This is a genomic window from Actinospineispora eucalypti, from assembly GCF_039543365.1.
Lineage (GTDB): Bacteria > Actinomycetota > Actinomycetes > Mycobacteriales > Pseudonocardiaceae > Pseudonocardia > Pseudonocardia eucalypti.
Genome location: NZ_BAABJP010000014.1, coordinates 280 through 17059, shown reverse-complemented (window position 1 = coordinate 17059; position 16780 = coordinate 280). Strand labels below are relative to the sequence as shown.

Here is a 16780-nt window from a genome sequence, read left to right as displayed (position 1 = left end):
CGGTGGACACATCTACCACCGGGGTACGGCGGTGCGCCTGCAGCTGCGCCGCTTCCTGCCGATCACCTGGCAGCTGTCCCGCGCCGGGTTCGAACAGGTCGGCCCCCGGTTGTGGAGCTATCACCTCGAGGGGAAAGAGGTCTTCGCCCTCATCGACGAGCGGGGCCGGTTGGCCGACTTCTACCAGCTGAGTAGAAACCGCGCGCTCAACGCTCTCATCGCCGGCTCGCGCGTCATCGACGAAGAGAAGATCACCAAGAATGACTCGGAGCGGGCACTCGTCCGGACCCGAGACGGCGAGAAGCTGATCCCCGGGCTGCGCCTGGACGGAGGCTGGCTCCAGTACACGATCACCCTGGACATGATGGGCGCCCTGCGGGTGCAGCTGCGCCGTGAGCCCACCGCCGACGAGCTGCGCCTGCTGGACGGTCCGGTCCGGCAACACACCGAGCCGAGCGGCTTCGTGCGGGGCGGCGACAACGAGACCGCCCTGATCCTGGGCCTGACCGAGATCAACGGCATTTCGGTCGCCGAACTGCAGGCACGGATGACCGCCGGGGTCATGGCGGCGAGCGGCTTCCTGGGCCACACCGACACGCTGCTGGGCACGCTGGCCCGCGACAACGACCTGGTGCACCACCTCGGGCTCACCCACGCCGACCTGTACCGGGCCCTGCAGACGGTGGTCGTGGCCGCCCGCCTCGGCCTGACCCAAGTGATCGTCGGCGGCGAGGTCTACACCATTCGGAAGAGCCAGTGGCGTGGCTACGTCGAGTCGCCGTTCGGTGACCAGCTCGGGTCGCTGGGGTCGGCCGACTACCGGATCACCCACGACGCCAGCGGGCAGTCGTTCGGCATCGCCGCGCTTGCCGTCGAGCTGATCGGCCGCTACGGCTTCTACGAAGGCCCCGGCGTCAGCTACCGCACCGCGCCCGAACTGATCATCGCTACCTTCGCCCACCTGCGCGAGCGGGCCACCGACGAACGGCTGGCCCGGGTCACCGGCGAGGTCAACACGCGCTACGACTGGGAGGACCTGTCCCCGGCGCTGGCCACCGGCCAGATCTCGTTGCGGGAGTTCCTGGACCGCACCCGAGGCACCGGGCTTGGCGACACGCTCTCGACCCAGAAGCTGCTCGCACCGCAGCGGCGGAAGCTGCAGACCCAGCTGGAGGCCATGCTGGACGGGCTGCCGCGGCCGGGCACCGACTGGACGCGGCACATCGGCCGTCGCCAGGGCCTGGGGACCGAGGAGCTCGACGCCTTCCTGAAGGACCTCGAGATGGTCCGGTTGTTGACCGACGAGCACGTGGCCGAGCTGACCGCGAAGGGGCTGGGCCAGCTGCTGGAAGGCCTCGTCGCGTTCAGCTGGCCGGACGCGGACGCGCCGGGTGGCGGCCATATCGTCATCGTGCAGAGTGCCTGGCTGGAGGCCTTCGCGCGGAACGGCCTCGGCCTGAGTTGGCTGGCCGGCGTCCTTGACTTCGAGATCGCGTACCGCATCCAGGACAGGGACGGCCCGCGTCGCGTCGGCATGATGCGCGAGAAGGCGGAGTCCCAGTACCTGCTGGACTGGCTGCGCGACGCCAGGCTGCTTGACCAGATCCGCACCGCCGCCGACGAGCTGGCGCTCAGCTACCACAACACGGCGGTGGGCAACGAAGGCCCCGCGGATCCGAGGGTCACGGCTCGGGAGCTGCTGGACCGGCTCGGCGAACACCCCGCGATCGAGCTGCTCTACACCTGGCTCACCGAGGCCAACCAGGGCGGGATCGTGCACATCCTCGACGACGAGGGCAGCTGGCGGCCGGCCCAGTACGAGCCCAAGGGCGAGGACGCGGTGCGCCTGCAGGCGCTGAACGCCAGCATTGCTCGCTGGACCCGGGCCGTCATCGACCTGTTCGGCGACGGGCCGGACCACCCGCGCGGGTCGCTGCGCATCGCACAGCTCAGCGACGAGCAGACCCGCGTGTTCGAGCTCGCGCAGGAGGCTCGGGATGCCGCGGCCGGAGCCGGTCGCTACGCGGACTGGAACCACCTGCGGCTCAACATCAACCGTGAGGTCAAGCGGGTCAATCGACTGGCTGCCGAGGCGACCGCGCAGGCCGAGCGCGTCGGCCAGCTGCTCACCGCGCTGAACACTGGCAGCGGTGGCGGTGGTTTGGTGATCGGTCTGCCGGGTGAGCAGGTCCAGTTGCTGCTGACGGCCGCCGAGGTGGCCCGGCTGCTCGAGGGCGCTGTCGCGCTGAACAGGGAACTGTTCCCGCATCTGGCACGCGGCCCGCCGGGCGTGTTCACCGACGCCGAACTCGCCGAGCTGGCCGAACTCACCGGCTGGGTCGTCATCACCCACGAGGCGCCGTTGGGTGGGCGGCTGTTGGGCCACGGCGGACGCCGTGGCGACGGCACACCGGTCATCCTGGTCCCCGCATGGGCCGCCAACCTGGTCAACCAGCTGATCAGCCTCGACCCGAGATTCGCCCGCTGGTGGCTGGACGCCCTGCGCCACGGACGCGACTTCCACATCAACACCGGCCAGCACACCGGCCAGGCACATGACCACGACAACGACCACCTCGTCGGCCAGCTCCTCGACCAGCTGCGGGCTTGGCTGGGCTACGCCGGCGAGCGGTTGGGTGACGCATACCAGGCACTGGGCGCGGCCGCCGACGCGAACGTCGGTATCGGCACGGCCGTCGCCGACGTGGTCACCGCGCAACTGCGGCTGTCGCGGCTGTTGGTCAGCATGGACGCCTTCGCCTACTCGGGCTGGCAGCCGGACGGTTACGCGTTCTCCACCGACGCGGAGATCCGTGCCGTGCTCGCCCCGGTGGTGGCCCGGATGGGCGCTGACACCGCGCTGATGATCCTGTCCGACGTCGACGAAGCCCTGACCGGCCCCGAGTCGTCCATGTCCCACCCCTCGCTGCTGCCCGGCGCGGCGACCGTCTTCCACGGCCACACCCTGCTCGGCGCGCTGGCCGGGCTGAACTCCGGCCGCGCCGCTTCCCAGCTGATGGGCTTGTTCGGCGCCCAGCCGGGCGACGCGCTGAGCGTGACCGGCCTGTTCGGCGCCCAACTGCGCCGCCCGGGCGAGACACAGCCGGACACCCAGGCGCCGCTGCTCGACCCGGCTTGGGTCGCGGCTCTGGAGGCCTTCCACAACGAGCACTTCGGCGATGAGCATGCCGCCGTCGGCATCGAACCCATCAACAAGCTGGGCCCGAACGGCGAGCTGCTGATGCGCGCCTACGACTGGATCCACGCGCCCGCCGAAACTAAGACGCGGGCCAAGGAACTAGGCGCCGCGCTGAAGGCCGCCGCTGAAACCGATCCACGCTTCGTCGTGCAGGCTGGCGCCGACGTGTTCGACCTGACCCACCCCCAGGTCCCGGCCTCCAAGATCACCGGATTCGCGCAACTGGTGAACGACCTGCCCGAGAATGTGCGGCCGGTCATCATCTATGGCGGGGACTCCGGCAGCGACTACAACGCCATCAAGGATGCGTTGCGGATCGCCAACGGCCAGATGCCGGACAGCCTGGAGCACCTGCCGCACCTGTTCGACGCCGTCGTCGACCGCTGGGCAGCGGCCGACGACATCATCTCCGTCGCCGTGGCCGGACCACACACCTCCGCTGCCTTCACTGACGCAGCCACTATCCGCGTGCGCGGTCCACCCGGCTACCTGCGGATGCACCTGATCCTCAACCAGCTCCTGCTCGAGCACTGGCTGGGCCAGAAGGACTTGGCGTCCGCACACGGCCACGCGTTGGCCCTGGTGATCAACCATGAGCTGCACGGGGACGGCGAGCAGCACGACCGGCACGCGCGCGCCACGCTCGAACTGCTGGACGCCCTGACGCTGCTCGCCGAGCTCCGGGATCTGTCGGCCGAGCAGTGGTGGATGGGCAAGGAGCTGCTGGTCAGGGCGGCTGCCGCGTTCGGGCGTGCGGAGCTGTGGCTGCAGGGCTTGTCCGACCCGGTCCTGGAGGCCGCGCTGGCCGACGGGTCGGACGCGCTGGCCGAGCTGCGCGAGGCGGACCAGGTCCGGCGGGAGGGCGCGGACGGGGAGCGGCTGTCGCTGGCCGACCAGATCGTGGACTGGCTGGGCCTGTCCCGCGATGTGGAGTTGCCCAGCGAGGTCATGGACATGCTCGGCGGCACCCTGGAGGAGCTGTGGGCGGCGGTGGATTCCTCGCCGATGCTGCTCCGGGGCGAGGCTTCCGGGGAGCCGGTGGTGCGCTTGGCGCCGCCGGGCGCGCTGGAGGCCGGCATGTCCACCGGCCTGGTGGACGGCAAGCTGGTGCTGGAGACCCCGCTGGCTGGCGGCGGCACGTTGGTGTTCGACGGCCGCCAGGCGGCGCGCAGCTCCTGGGTCTCCCAGTCCCACCTGGGGGCCGCCATCTCCGCGTTGATCCAGCACAACGCCGTCGGGCTGCCCACGGTGCTCGACCAGGCGGACCGGGCGCGGTGGCTGCTGGACCTGATCGCGCGCGCGGCCGCCACGCCGAACCCGGTCATCCAGCGCGACGGCGCGCTGGAGATCCGCCGGGTCGATCTGGGCGAGCCGGTGCTCCTCGCTGACTCCGGTGTGACCAGCCAGGTCAGCCTGATCACCTACGAGGTCGAACCCGGCCGGCCGCTGTTGCTGGGCCTGCGAGGGGTCACCCCGGGCGCGCCGCTCGAGCTCACCGACACCGGTACCCCGCTGACCGACGCCGGGGCCTCGGTGGTGGACTTCTACGACCGGGACGGCAAACGGATCGGCAGCGGTGTGGTGATCCGGGCCGCCGGCCCGGGCACGCCGGCGTACGTACTGACCGCCTGGCACGTCGCGTCCGACCCCAGGGTGCACAGCGTCAACCATCAGCCCATCGCCAACTGGGTGACGCTGCGCGACCGCGACTACGGCGAGCTGGCCGACCTCTCCAGCGAGGGCAACGCGGCGCTCAACCACGTCCGCACCCCCGAAGCAGGCACACCGAACATCGACCTGGCGCTGGTCGCCGTCTACAACATCACCGAGCCCGCCGTCGGGCTGCCCGCGGTCGAGGCCGTGGATTGGGTCGCCTTCATCGGCAACCCGCAGGGCCACCGGCTCACCATCCCCGGCCCGATCGGCGAGCGGCTGCCCGGGCACCTGAACGTCGAGGCGCTGGGCGGCGGCGGCCTGTCCGGTGGCCCTGCCGTCACCATGGCGGGTCTGCTCACCGGCATCACCAGCGCCGGTTTCGACACTCTCTACGCCGTCACCGGGTCGCTGATCAACGCGTTCCTGGAACTCGCCATCCCGGTGCTCGACGCACGGGTGGCCGCGCTGGCCGCCGGGCAAACCGTGATCAACGGCGCCGCGCGGTTCGGCCCGACCGGCCTGGACCCGGTCGGTGGTGGGGAACGGGTCGTGCTCACCGGGGGCCAGGCGCTGCGTGTCGGGCGGGGCGCACCCGAGCACACCAACGGCAACGACATCCTGGTCAGCCACGGGCAGGCCTCCCGCCGACACGGCGAGATCGAGCCCGACGGCAAGGGCGGCTGGGTACTGCGCGACATCGGCTCCAGCTACGGCACGTTCGTCAACGGGAAACGCACCACCGAACACACCCTGGCGGACGGCGACCGGATCAGCCTCGGCGGGCCGAAGGCATACGCCTTCGCCTTCGCCGCTGGCGAGGACGGGCCTGGCGATGGCCTGGTGATCGGTCTACCGGGTGAGCAGATACAGCAACTGCTACCAGCCGGTGAGGTGACCCGCTTGGTGGCGGGCGCGACCGCGCTGGACGGAGAACGGTTCCCGCATCTGGCGCGGGGCCCGCCGGGCGTGTTCACCGACGCCGAGCTCGCCGAGCTGGCCGAGCTCGCCGGCTGGGTTGTCATCACCGACGAGGCACCGCTGGGCGGGCGGCTGCTCGGCCACGGCGGCCGTCGCGGCGACGGCAGCCCTGTGATCCTGGTCCCGGTGGGGGCCGCAGGCCTGGTCAACCAGCTGATCGGCCTGGACCTGCGGTTCGCCCGCTGGTGGCTGAAGATGCTGCGTCACGAACGCGACTTCCACATCAACGGCAACCAGCACACCGGCCGCGAGCACGACCACGACAACGACCAGCTGGTCGAGTGCCTCAGCATCCAGCTCCGCACGTGGCTGGCCCAGGCCAGCGAACAGCTGAGCACCGCATACGACACCCTCGTAACCGCCATCGACTCCGGCGACGGTACCGGCACCGCCGTCACCGGCCTGGTCGGAGCGCAGCAACGCCTGTCGGGCCTGTTGACCGGTCTGGATGGTTGGGTCTACCCGGGCTGGGCGCCGGACTATGCGTTCTCCACCGACGCGGAGATCCGCGCCGTGCTCGAAGCGTTGGTGGCCCGGATGGACCCGAGCACAGCGCTGATGATCTTGTCCGACGTGGACGAGGCATTGACCGACCCCGAGTCTTCTATGTCGTACCCCCAGTTGCTTCCGGGCGCGGCCGCCACCTTCCACGGCCACACCTTGCTGGGCGCGCTGGCCGGCCTGAACTCCGGCCGCGCGGCGTCGCAACTGATGAGCCTGTTCGGCGCCCGCCCCGGAGACCGACTCAGCGTGGTTGGTCTGTTCGGCGCCCAAATCCGGTGGCCGGGCGCACTCGAGCCGGAAACAGCCGAGAAGCTGACGGATCCGGCCTGGCCGGCCGCGCTGGAGAGCTTCCACAACGAGCACTTCACCGACGAGCACGCCGCCGCTGGCATCGAACCCATCGACAAGCTCGGCCCGAACGGTGAGCTGTTGATGCGCGCCTACGACTGGATCCACGCCCCGGCCGAAACCAAGGCTCGCGCCAACGAACTCGGCCTCGCGCTACGGGCCGCCGGCGAGAACGACCTCCGCTTCAACGTCCAAGCCGGCGCCGACGTGTTCGACCTGACCCACCCCCAGGTCCCGGCGTCGAAGATCACCGGATTCGCACAACTGGTGAACGACCTGCCCGAGAACGTGCGCCCGCTGCTGATCTACGGAGGCGACTCCGGCAGCGACTACAACGCCATCTCCGACGCCCTGACCATCGCCGCCGGTCAAATCCCCGCCAGCCTCGCCCACCTGCCGCACCTGTTCGACGCCGTGGTCGGCCGTTGGGCCAGCAGCGACGACATCGTGTCCGTCGCCGTGGCCGGACCACACACCTCAGCGGCGTTCACCGACGCCGCCACCATCCGCGTACGCGGCCCCCCCGGTTACCTGCGCATGCACCTGACCCTCAACCAGCTGCTGCTCGAGCACTGGCTGACCCGGCAGACGGCTAGCCAGCTCGCCGGTGGTCCGGGGGAGGACTCTCTGCGCACGGTCCTCGGCCTGGTAGCCCTCGCCGGCACGGCCGGGATCACCGAGCTGGGGCTGACCGAGCGCATCACCACCATTCGTCGCAATGCGATCCGTGCCCGGCTGTTGGTGCTGCGGAAGGTTGGCCTGGTCGTCCGCACCCCGCGGCCCGGGGCGAGCGGGCTCGAGTGGGCTTACCGGCTTTCGACCGAGGTGGACCTTCCCCGGCTGATCGGCTACCTCACGCCGTCACCCGCCGACCGGCCCGACCTGGATATCCGGGCGGTGCGCGAATGGCTGGCGCCAGAGGCGGTGTTCGCCCCGAGCGCCGAGTCGACGCAGCGGTTGGCCTCGGCGCTGCACACCCTGCTGGGGATTTCCGCCCCGGCATTGCGCAACGGGCCGGCCAAGTCGCTGTGGACCTTGTTCGAAGAGGTGGGTGAGTACCCGTACGAGCCGGACGCGGCACAGCCGGGGTTGACCAGCCACGAGATGGCGGACGTGTCGGGCATCGACCTGGCGACGCTGCGCCTGGCGTTGCCGCAACTGGTCAGGCTGGGCCTGCTGTGGCCCCTCCCGGCCCGCCGGCCGGGCGGCGGCACCAAGGAGTTGGCCTACGTCGTACCGGATCACATCCAGCTGTTGCTGGCCACGGTCGCCGATCCGAGCCGCCACTACCGGGGTGACCACGAACTGCGGCTGGCACGGGCGTTCTACGCCCTGTTGCTCGAACCCATGCTCAGTCGCCGGTCCGACGACGGCACCCGTGTGCCAGCGCGTGTGGAGGGGATCGAGGACGGGCTCGGGCCGTTGCTGACCCTGATCCGCATCATCCGGGGTGGCCCGCTGGCCGACACGATCACGCTGTTCCCGCCCGGCTCGGTCGGCGACACGTTGATCGCCCTCCGCGAGGCCGGCGCAACGGGGATCACCTCACCTGCGCTTCGGCGACGGCCGCCCAGGGTATCGCCCACCGTGCTGGGCCGGCGCCTGCGTGCCCTGGGTGAGGAGCCGGGCATGGGCCTGGTCACCACGCGGCCCGGCCAAGATCACCGCGTGCCCGCCTATGCGCTGACCGATCTCGGTCTCGCGGTGTTGGCGGCGCTGGCTGACCACGACCGGCACCTGAACCCCGACAGCCGCAAGGCGCTGTCGGAGCTGGCGGTACAGCTCGCGCTGAGCCCCAACCTGGATCTCGGCCACAAGGAAGCCCACGGCACATACTCCGAGTCGCACGGACAGGTGGTCGACGCGGCCGACCGGGTGCGGGAGGTCTTGGACGCCCAGGTGCCGGCCCGGCCCGAGGGCGTGCCGGCTGACTCGTGGTGGGCGGTGCTGCGTCCCACCGTGGCGCCCCCGGGCATCACCGCCACCGAGCTGGCCGCCGCACTGGCCTCGGAGGTTCCCGGTCTGGACGCCGCGTGGGCCGGACTCGCACTCACCGTGCTCGAGGAGCTGGACCTGCTCACCCGGGAACCGGCCGACGGCGGGCGCGACGAACGCTACCTGGCCACCGCGAACGCCCGGGAGCTGCTGCGCGACACCGCCAGCCCGGGCGGCATCAACGACCCCGACTACCAGGACAAGGTTCGCGAGTTCGCCCCGGTGTTCTTCCAGCCCGCCGGCGAACACCCCGACCTCGGCGCATCGGAGCTGGGGGCCGCGTTCGACACCCTGCGTCCCACGATCACCTTCGCCGACGCCCCGACCGCCGAAACGCCTGTGGCCCTGCTGCACACGTTCGTCAACGCCGTCGACGCGATCGCCAGGGCCACGGGTGGCGTCCGCCACAGCATCATCGCCGCCGAGTTCCAAACGTGGCTCGACTCGGTGTCTCTGCCCGACACCAGGCTCCTGCTGGTCGTGTTCAAGCTGTGGGGTCTGGCCGACGCCGCAAACGACCCCACCGACCAGAAGGTCTTGCAGTACTCCGTCACCGACGAGGGGCGCCGGCTGGCCGAGGCGCTCGCCCGGCCCGAGTCGGTCCCCGGTACCGACGCCCGACTCGCCGTCGAGCTGTTGCTCGGCCTGATGAGCCGCGCGCAGATACTCCGGGCGAGCGGCGAGCAGACCACCGATCTCGAACCGTACGTCCGAGCCGCCGTACAGGCCCTCGGCGACAACGGGCTCGGGGGCGCGGCAGGCGACCGGGGTGGCTCGCTGGTCGCGGACATGGACAGCATGCAGGCGCAGCAGGAGATGGACCCGCGGATGCCCAACCTGTTGAGGACCTCGGTAGCGCTCGATGGCGAACGGTTCACCCGGGTGACGCGGGGTCCGCCGGGTCTGGATGCGGACAGGGCTCGGGAGCTGGCCGAGCTGGTGGCGATGCTGCGGGTCACCAACGAGGCGCCGCTGAACGGCCGGCTGTTCAGCTTTGGCTGGAAGCCGACCCGTCAAATCCTGGTGCCGATGTGGCTGGTCGAGCTGGCCGACCTGTTGATCGAGTTCGACCCCACGTTCGTGGACTGGTGGCTGGACGTCCTGCGCCACGAGAGGGACGAGCACATCGACGGCAACCGGCACCACGGCCCCGAGCACGACGAGCAGATGCGCACCCTCGTCCACCGGCTGCGCAAGACGGAGGCCGCAGCGCCTGGTGTGGACACCGAAACCGAGCTACGGGTGGCGCTGATCCGGCTCCGCGCGGCCAACCCCGGCGCGGCTGGTGTGATCTTCCCTTACCGCGACATCGGGGACCGCCCGGCGGCACCCATGGTGGACCTGGCCCTGGGCGAGTCCAACGAACCGGTCTCCGTCCTGGTCGACACGGGAGCGACCTTCTCCGGCTTCCCGCTGGAGATGGCCGAGCAACTCGGCATCCGCCCCGACGAGCTGATCCCGTCGCCGATTGCCGGAGGCCTGCAGTCGCCGCGCCCGCTATTCGGCCGGGCCGGTCCGTCAGACGGTCCCGGCCACCGGTCAACGGCGTCGATGTCGCTGGCGGGCCTGGTCCTCGGTGGTCACCGATTCACCAGCTGGGCCACCGGGCACAGCGGGCACGCGATATTCCCGCGTGACGGGTCGGCGAAGTGGACCAAAGCGCCCCCGGGCTGGGAGATCACCGCGATCGTGGCACTGGGCGCGGTCGTGCTCGGTGTGCTCGCGTGGTCGGTACTGGCCCGCATTCTGCGGAAAACGCAGCGGCCGACCCGGCCGCGTGGGCTGCTCAGCGGCCTGTTCGGTCGGGCGAAGGCCGCCGCGACACCGCCCCCCGCGCAGGGGTCTTCCCCGGCACCTGACACTGGCTCTTGGTTGTCCTTTGACTTGGACCGGCTGCTGGCCGTCGGTCGGGCTGCTGTATCCGATCCGGCTGAGGAGGTCGAGCGGCTGGACCTGATCGGCGGGTTGGTTCGGGACGCCCGGGGCCTGCCCAGCGAGCAGTGGCGCAGCGGGATCTCCCAGCTGGACGACGCCTGGGCGCGATTGCGGGACGTGCACCGGGGGCTCTCCGAGCTGCCCCTCGGCACGGTGTCTTTGGAGCTGTGGACGAAGATTCGCTCGACAGAGTCTGAGCTGCGGAAGGGTCTTGCCGGCTTCCAAGCGGCGGCCGCGGCGGAGTTCGGGTTCACCGCGCTCACTTGGCGCGACCTGGCCCTGGAGCTCTCCGGTCCGGCTGGTCTGTTCGTGGTGAGCGGCGAGCTGATGCGAGACGCCTACGGTCCCGACGCTCTGCAGGTGCTTGCTTTGCTGTCTGGTCTCGTCGCCCGGTTTGTCCCCGGCGCCGAAACCTGGGACGCCGGACAGCGGGTCGAGTGGGCACTGCGGACGATCGCCACCGGGGTGGCAGCCAGCTCGGACGCGACCGGTGAGACGGGTCCGCTCCGAATGCACCGTTTCCGGCTGCCCGGCGACGAGGTCGTCACCTCGGCAACCGGTGAGCCGGTGGCAGCGGCGCCGTTGCCGAGCGAGTGGCCAGCGCAGCTGGCCGACGCGGTCACCGCCGCCAGCGCCACCCAAGGCGTGGGCTCTGGTGGCCGGGCCGACGGTGAGCAGGACTGGTTCGGTGCTTCGCCACTGCGATCCGCTGCCCCAGGACCGTGGAAACAGCTGATGAGCCACGAGTCAGCGGACTTCCACAGCCCCCGGGACACTGCCGACAGCCACGACGGCTCGCGCGCGCGCCTCGAGCGAGAGCTTTCTGATCACGCCGAAAAGGCCGCGCAAGAAGGCGATTACCTGATCAGCGAGCTGCTCAACCGCCTTGCCGCCGCTACCGCCGCCGGTGACAACGAGGCGGTGGTAGCCCTGGCCAGGGAAATGCTCGGCGAGGACCCAGCGGTGAACACCGCGGAACGGGCGCTCCAACACTCGGGTGAGGATGCCGCGCGGCAGGTGGATGAGGACTTCCCAGCGCGGCTGGGCGAGGGTCTTGAGCGGCTGATCGAACAGGCAGTTGCTCGAATGGCCGAGGCCGAGGAGGCGCTCGCGGGCTATCTGACCAACCCGGCCGCGACGCCTTCGAGGACCGACCAGTACCGGGAGGCTCAAGAGCGTCTCCGCTCGCTGGCTCACGCCATCGCCGAGCTGCACGGCGCGGCGTCCGACCCCACCCTGACCGATGCGGAACGTGCCCTGGCGCGAACCGTGGCCGATACTGCCGAGAACGGCCGGTTGCGGCTGCTCGACCAGCTTGGCTATGGGCCGATAGACCCGGCCACCCTCGTCAACGCAGTGCGGCCGATCATCGATCTGTTGCGGCATGCCGCCAACATGCTCGACCAGCTTCGGCTGAACGAGGCACACGACGCGCTACTGGCCGCGCTGGTGGCAGCAAACAACCTCGACCTCAGCATCCGGTTCACCATGCCTGCGGGCTCGGTCGTTACTTCTGTGCTGTGGTGGTTGGAACACAATCGTTCCCCGAGCACGGAGGCAAGGACTGGCCGCCCCCGCGATGAGCTGTTGGCAGAAAGCCGACAGCACGCGAGGGGGGTGCGGGAAGAGGTCGGGGGACTCGAGCGACTCGTCACGTTTACCTCGCTCACCGAGGACCTCGCCAACCCAGATCGGCGTGACCAGGGTGAAGACCCGTTGGGCGGCACATTGTCGGAACAGAAGCTGCGCGCCCGGCAGCTACGTAAGCTGCAAATCTCGCTGGCCGCCAGGGTCGGCCGGCTGCCACAGCCGGGTAGTGACTGGTTGGATCAGGGCCGCCAGTACCGCATGCCGCTGAGCTCGGAGCCAATCGCGGGGTTGAAGGCCGATCTGCGCATGGTCCGGCTTCTGACTGATCAGGCCGCCGCCGAGCTGGCAGCGACGGGGTTGACCGGCGAGTTGACGGGCTTGGTCGCCTTCAGTTGGCCGGACAAGAACGCGCCGGGTGGCGGCTATGTCGTCATCGTGGAAAGCGCCTGGCGAGAGGCACTTGACCGGTTCCACCTCGGACCATGGTGGTTGGCAAAGGTCATCGCGTTCGAAATCGCCTTCCGCATCGAAGGCAAGCACAGCCTCCGCCGAGCCGGCCTGCCGAGCGAACGGGACGCGGTGAAACACCTGCTGGCGCTGCGCACTGCGGCTCGGGCCGTTGATGAGAAGGTCGATGAGATCAAGCAGATAGTGCGTCACAACCGTGAACTGCCGTATTTCTCGGTCCACCGAGAGATTCACCAGCTCGCCCCGCTAGAGGCCGCAGCGATGCGGCAAGACGAACTGCTCGACCAGCTCATCGCCACCTTCGGAGAGACACCGCCGACTGAACTGTCAACCGGTTCAGGTACGAAGGCCGGGGGTCTCACGGATCAGCCGCACGAGCCCGGCATCCGTGAGTCTTTCGAGCAAGACCTGGCGGGTCGGGATAGTGATACCGACCAGTCCTCTGGCGATGATGGTGCGTTTGCGCTGCGTGAGCTCACCAGACTCGAACAACACGCCCTGCAGGCCGTGCTGCCTGGGCTGACCGTGGGGCTTCGCTCTTCGCGGGCGGCCGGAGAGCCCGGGGAGTTTGTATGGTTCTTCACCGCGCAGCTGCGGCGCGATCTCGCCGAGTACGTCAGAAACCACCCGGACATCAACATCGATCCCGATGAGCTGGCCAGCATCGTGCTCGGCTACTCGATCAACCCCACAAAGTACCTGTCCATTGAATGGTGGGAAGTCCTTCCCGCTGATCTTCAGCGTGGGCTCGTCCTTCACGAGGTCCACGCCCACCCCGGACACGAGCCCCTAGACCCCAAGCGGCACGAGCAGCAGGCCCGACCCCTTCGATTCAGGGTCTACAGCCTGATGGCTGGCAGTCGAGGACACCAACACCCCAAGGATTCCGAGCCGCCGGTCATTGCCGCTATGTCGCCCTTGGTCGGCGGGCTGGAGAGCGCTGCTGCCCAGGCACAACCGTACTTGGGAAGTGTCTCCTCGCCGCAAGGCTTGAGCCCAGCAGCAACCCGCAATAGCCCAGGTCAAAGGACACTCCCGTCCTCACGACACACATCCGGCAATCATTTCGTCGGTGGATCCAGGCTGAGCGCGTTGTCCGGGAAGACGTTCCACGCGGCAACCAGTGACTATCAGGAATTCGTGCGCACTATGCGTCAGTCAGGCCTGGTCCACACGTTCGACTGGGTACAGGGCCCAAGGCTGTTTAATGTCGCGGGCTTCTTGCGAGGCGGTGAGCCGATCAGAGCCGGCGATCATCAGATATCCTTCCATACCGAACGCACGGTGCGGCTGCTGGATACACATCTAGTCGAGGTAAAGGCGGTAGGCGAGTACGACGCCGCCGACAGGCGCGACAACGCCACGTCACTGGTCGGGGCCGCATTCGTCGGACACAACTGGGTCGCCGACCTGGTCGGCTCGCACCCGGTGCTGGCCGGCCTCGCCGTTGTTTCGGTGGTCATGGCGATCGCCGTGCTGATCGTGATCAAGGCTCGCGGGACTCGGGCGCCGAGGGCGCCACCTGCGGACGCGCGGTTGCGGGTCGTGGCCCTAGTCAACGATAGCCACCTGACGGGCACGATTCGAGGCTGGTTGCCCCGGCTGGTCCGCCTCGCGCGCCCTCTGACCGGTGCCGAGCGGCGGGCGATGCCTAGCGGGCCGCGAGTGTGGGTCGTGCCTTCCTCGGTAGTTGACCAGATGGCGGTCGAAACGGGATCCAGCCCGGCGGAGGTCGTCCTGGTGGGTTGGGAAGGCGGCCGCGACGTGTTCGTCTTCGAAACCGCGCTCTTGCTGTCGCTGGCGCTGATCAACCGCGGTTCGCTGGACAAGGAATGGTGGCACCGGATGCTTGGCGGCGGCGTAGAGCCGGTCGCGCCCGCCGTGGAGCTGGGGTGGGCGCGCGAGTGGGCGGTCAGAGACCTTGTGGCGCGGGTAGGCGAGCTCGGTCGGCGGGTCGCGGCCGGGGCGGGCGGTGCTGGTCTGCCTATCATCTCCACCGACCAGCTGCGGACCGCCTCCGGCACCGAAGACCGCGCCGTCGACCTGCTGGCGTGGTTGCAGGATGCTGAGGACCTGCCCGCCGCGAACGCGCACCGGTTCGGTCGGAGTGAGAAACAGGAATCGTTCGCCCGCGCGGTATACACAGGCCTCCGAAGCGACCGGATCAAGGACATTCGGTGGTGGACGCGGCAGCTGCTCGCGGTCCGGTTGGCGGTCGAGACGTCTACCTCGGCTCAGGAAGGACTCGAAGCCCTGCGGGCCGCCTCGGCGTCGGCCGAGGAGCACGTTGGGCAGGTCGAGGGACTGTTTACGGAGCTGATGGAGCTCGCCCACACCTACTGGTTCCTCCCGGGGCAACATCGCCGCATCGAGCTGTTCGCTGAGGTCACCCGGGTCATCTGGGAGGAAGCCGAGCTGCGCCGAGACCGGGCTCGGCTGGTGTGGGGGCTTGCGCGCCAGATCACCGACCGACCATCCGGCCGATCCGGTGCATTGTCCCGGACAGGAGCGCTGAATCCCGACCAGGTGGCCGCGGTCGATGCGATGCTGCGGCACGCGCAAGCGGTCGGATCACTGCGCGATCTGAGCCAGCCGCAGCGTGAGTCCGTGGGCAGCGACGACGCGGGGCTGCGGCTGCTACCCACTGAGCTGCTGGAGCGGCTGGCCGCTGGTGAGTTCGGCGAGCCGGTACATGAGGTGCTCCTCTACACCTGGGTCGATGAGGCGGCGTCGGGGCGTGTGTTGATCGGGGTTGCCCAGCCCGTGCTGGAGGAGACCCAGCGGATCAGGCAGCTCGCCATGCTGCTAGGCCCGACCACGCTGGCCAACGCGACCGCCCAGGTGCATGCGTTCTGGAAGCGGGGGCTGGCCTTTGAGCGGACCTATCGGGTCGACGGGCACATCGCGGGGGAGAAGGCGGCCCGGAAGCGAGCGATCCGGGCGCTGGACCGGTTGTGGGCGCAACACCGCGCCCTGTTGGTCGCGGCGGCTCGGTCTCTCTGGACCGAGTTCGCGCTGCCGAGCCGCTCCACCGGGGTCGGCGACCTACAGGTCCTGCTGGTTAAGTCCACGCCCCAGCTCGGCGACTCGATCGCTGCTCAGTTCTGGACCTGGCTCGTCACCGATCGATCCTGGACGGAGTCGCCACGTTCGACCGAGATCCGCAAGATCCGCGAGCAGGACCTGGCCGAACTTCTGGACATCGCGACCCAAGCCGGCCGGGCGGTCCCGCTGGACGACTTGGTGATTGACATCACCGCGCGTGTGCACCGCACGATCGAGCTGGCCGAGCAGGTTGACTCGGCGCGGGCGGCAGCGCCGGAGCTCGACATCCTGGGCGGCGAGATCGACCACGCGGTCCGGTCACTGCGGGAACTGCGCCGCGAGCTGGATCTGCGGGTAGACCGCTGGCAGCAGCTCGCCAACGCAGTGGTCAGCCCGGCCGACCCCACGGATGCCACACCGCTCGGTGTCCGGTTGGTCTCGCGGGTCTGGCTCGACCTACCCGGCCTGGAAAACAGCGCCGACACCGCGCCGAGGTCGGTCTATATCCAGGCGCACCGGATCTGGGCCGCCGCGCGGCGGCTGCATGCGCACCACGGCGACGACTCCCCGCTGATGCGCCAGATCGAGATGCTGGTGGCCCGGATCGCCGCGCTCTATCAGCGGCTCGACCCGACCGCCGGGCAGCCGCTGGTGGCCCGGCTCACGGCACTGCTGACACTCATTCCCGGCCGTGCGGCGGAGCTGGACCGGCTAGCTCGGCTGCTTGGTGTGACACCGGAGGCGGTGCGCAGAGTGGTCGACGCGGTTGAGAACCGTGATCGGTTCGTGCTGCGTGACGAGACGAAACTGCACCTGCGTATACCGACGGCGCAGCCGGAGACGGCTACGACTGCCGATCCGGAGGAGTTGTTGCCGGTAATCGCCGCTCCCGCGCGCTTGTTCGCCGGTCTCTTCGACCTGCCGAGCCGCCCGGTCGAACCGTTGCGGGTGGGGACGGTGCGGCCCGAGATCGCCAAGCTGCTGAAGGTCTGGGCGTCTCGAAACCAGGATGCGGAGGAGCGGCTGCGCGAGGAAGCTACCCACCTGCTGACCGACCGTTGA

At 69.6% G+C, this 16780-nt stretch carries 1 protein-coding gene (cut by a window edge); it reads left to right on the top strand.

All coding sequences use genetic code 11. The features are described from left to right. Positions 1 to 16780, top strand: the end of a protein-coding gene (locus ABEB12_RS16000) for a preprotein translocase subunit SecA (protein ID WP_185065993.1). 20333 nt of this gene lie to the left of the window's left edge; 16780 of the gene's 37113 nt are visible here — the last part of the coding sequence; its start codon lies beyond the left edge, outside the window; the stop codon is at positions 16778 to 16780.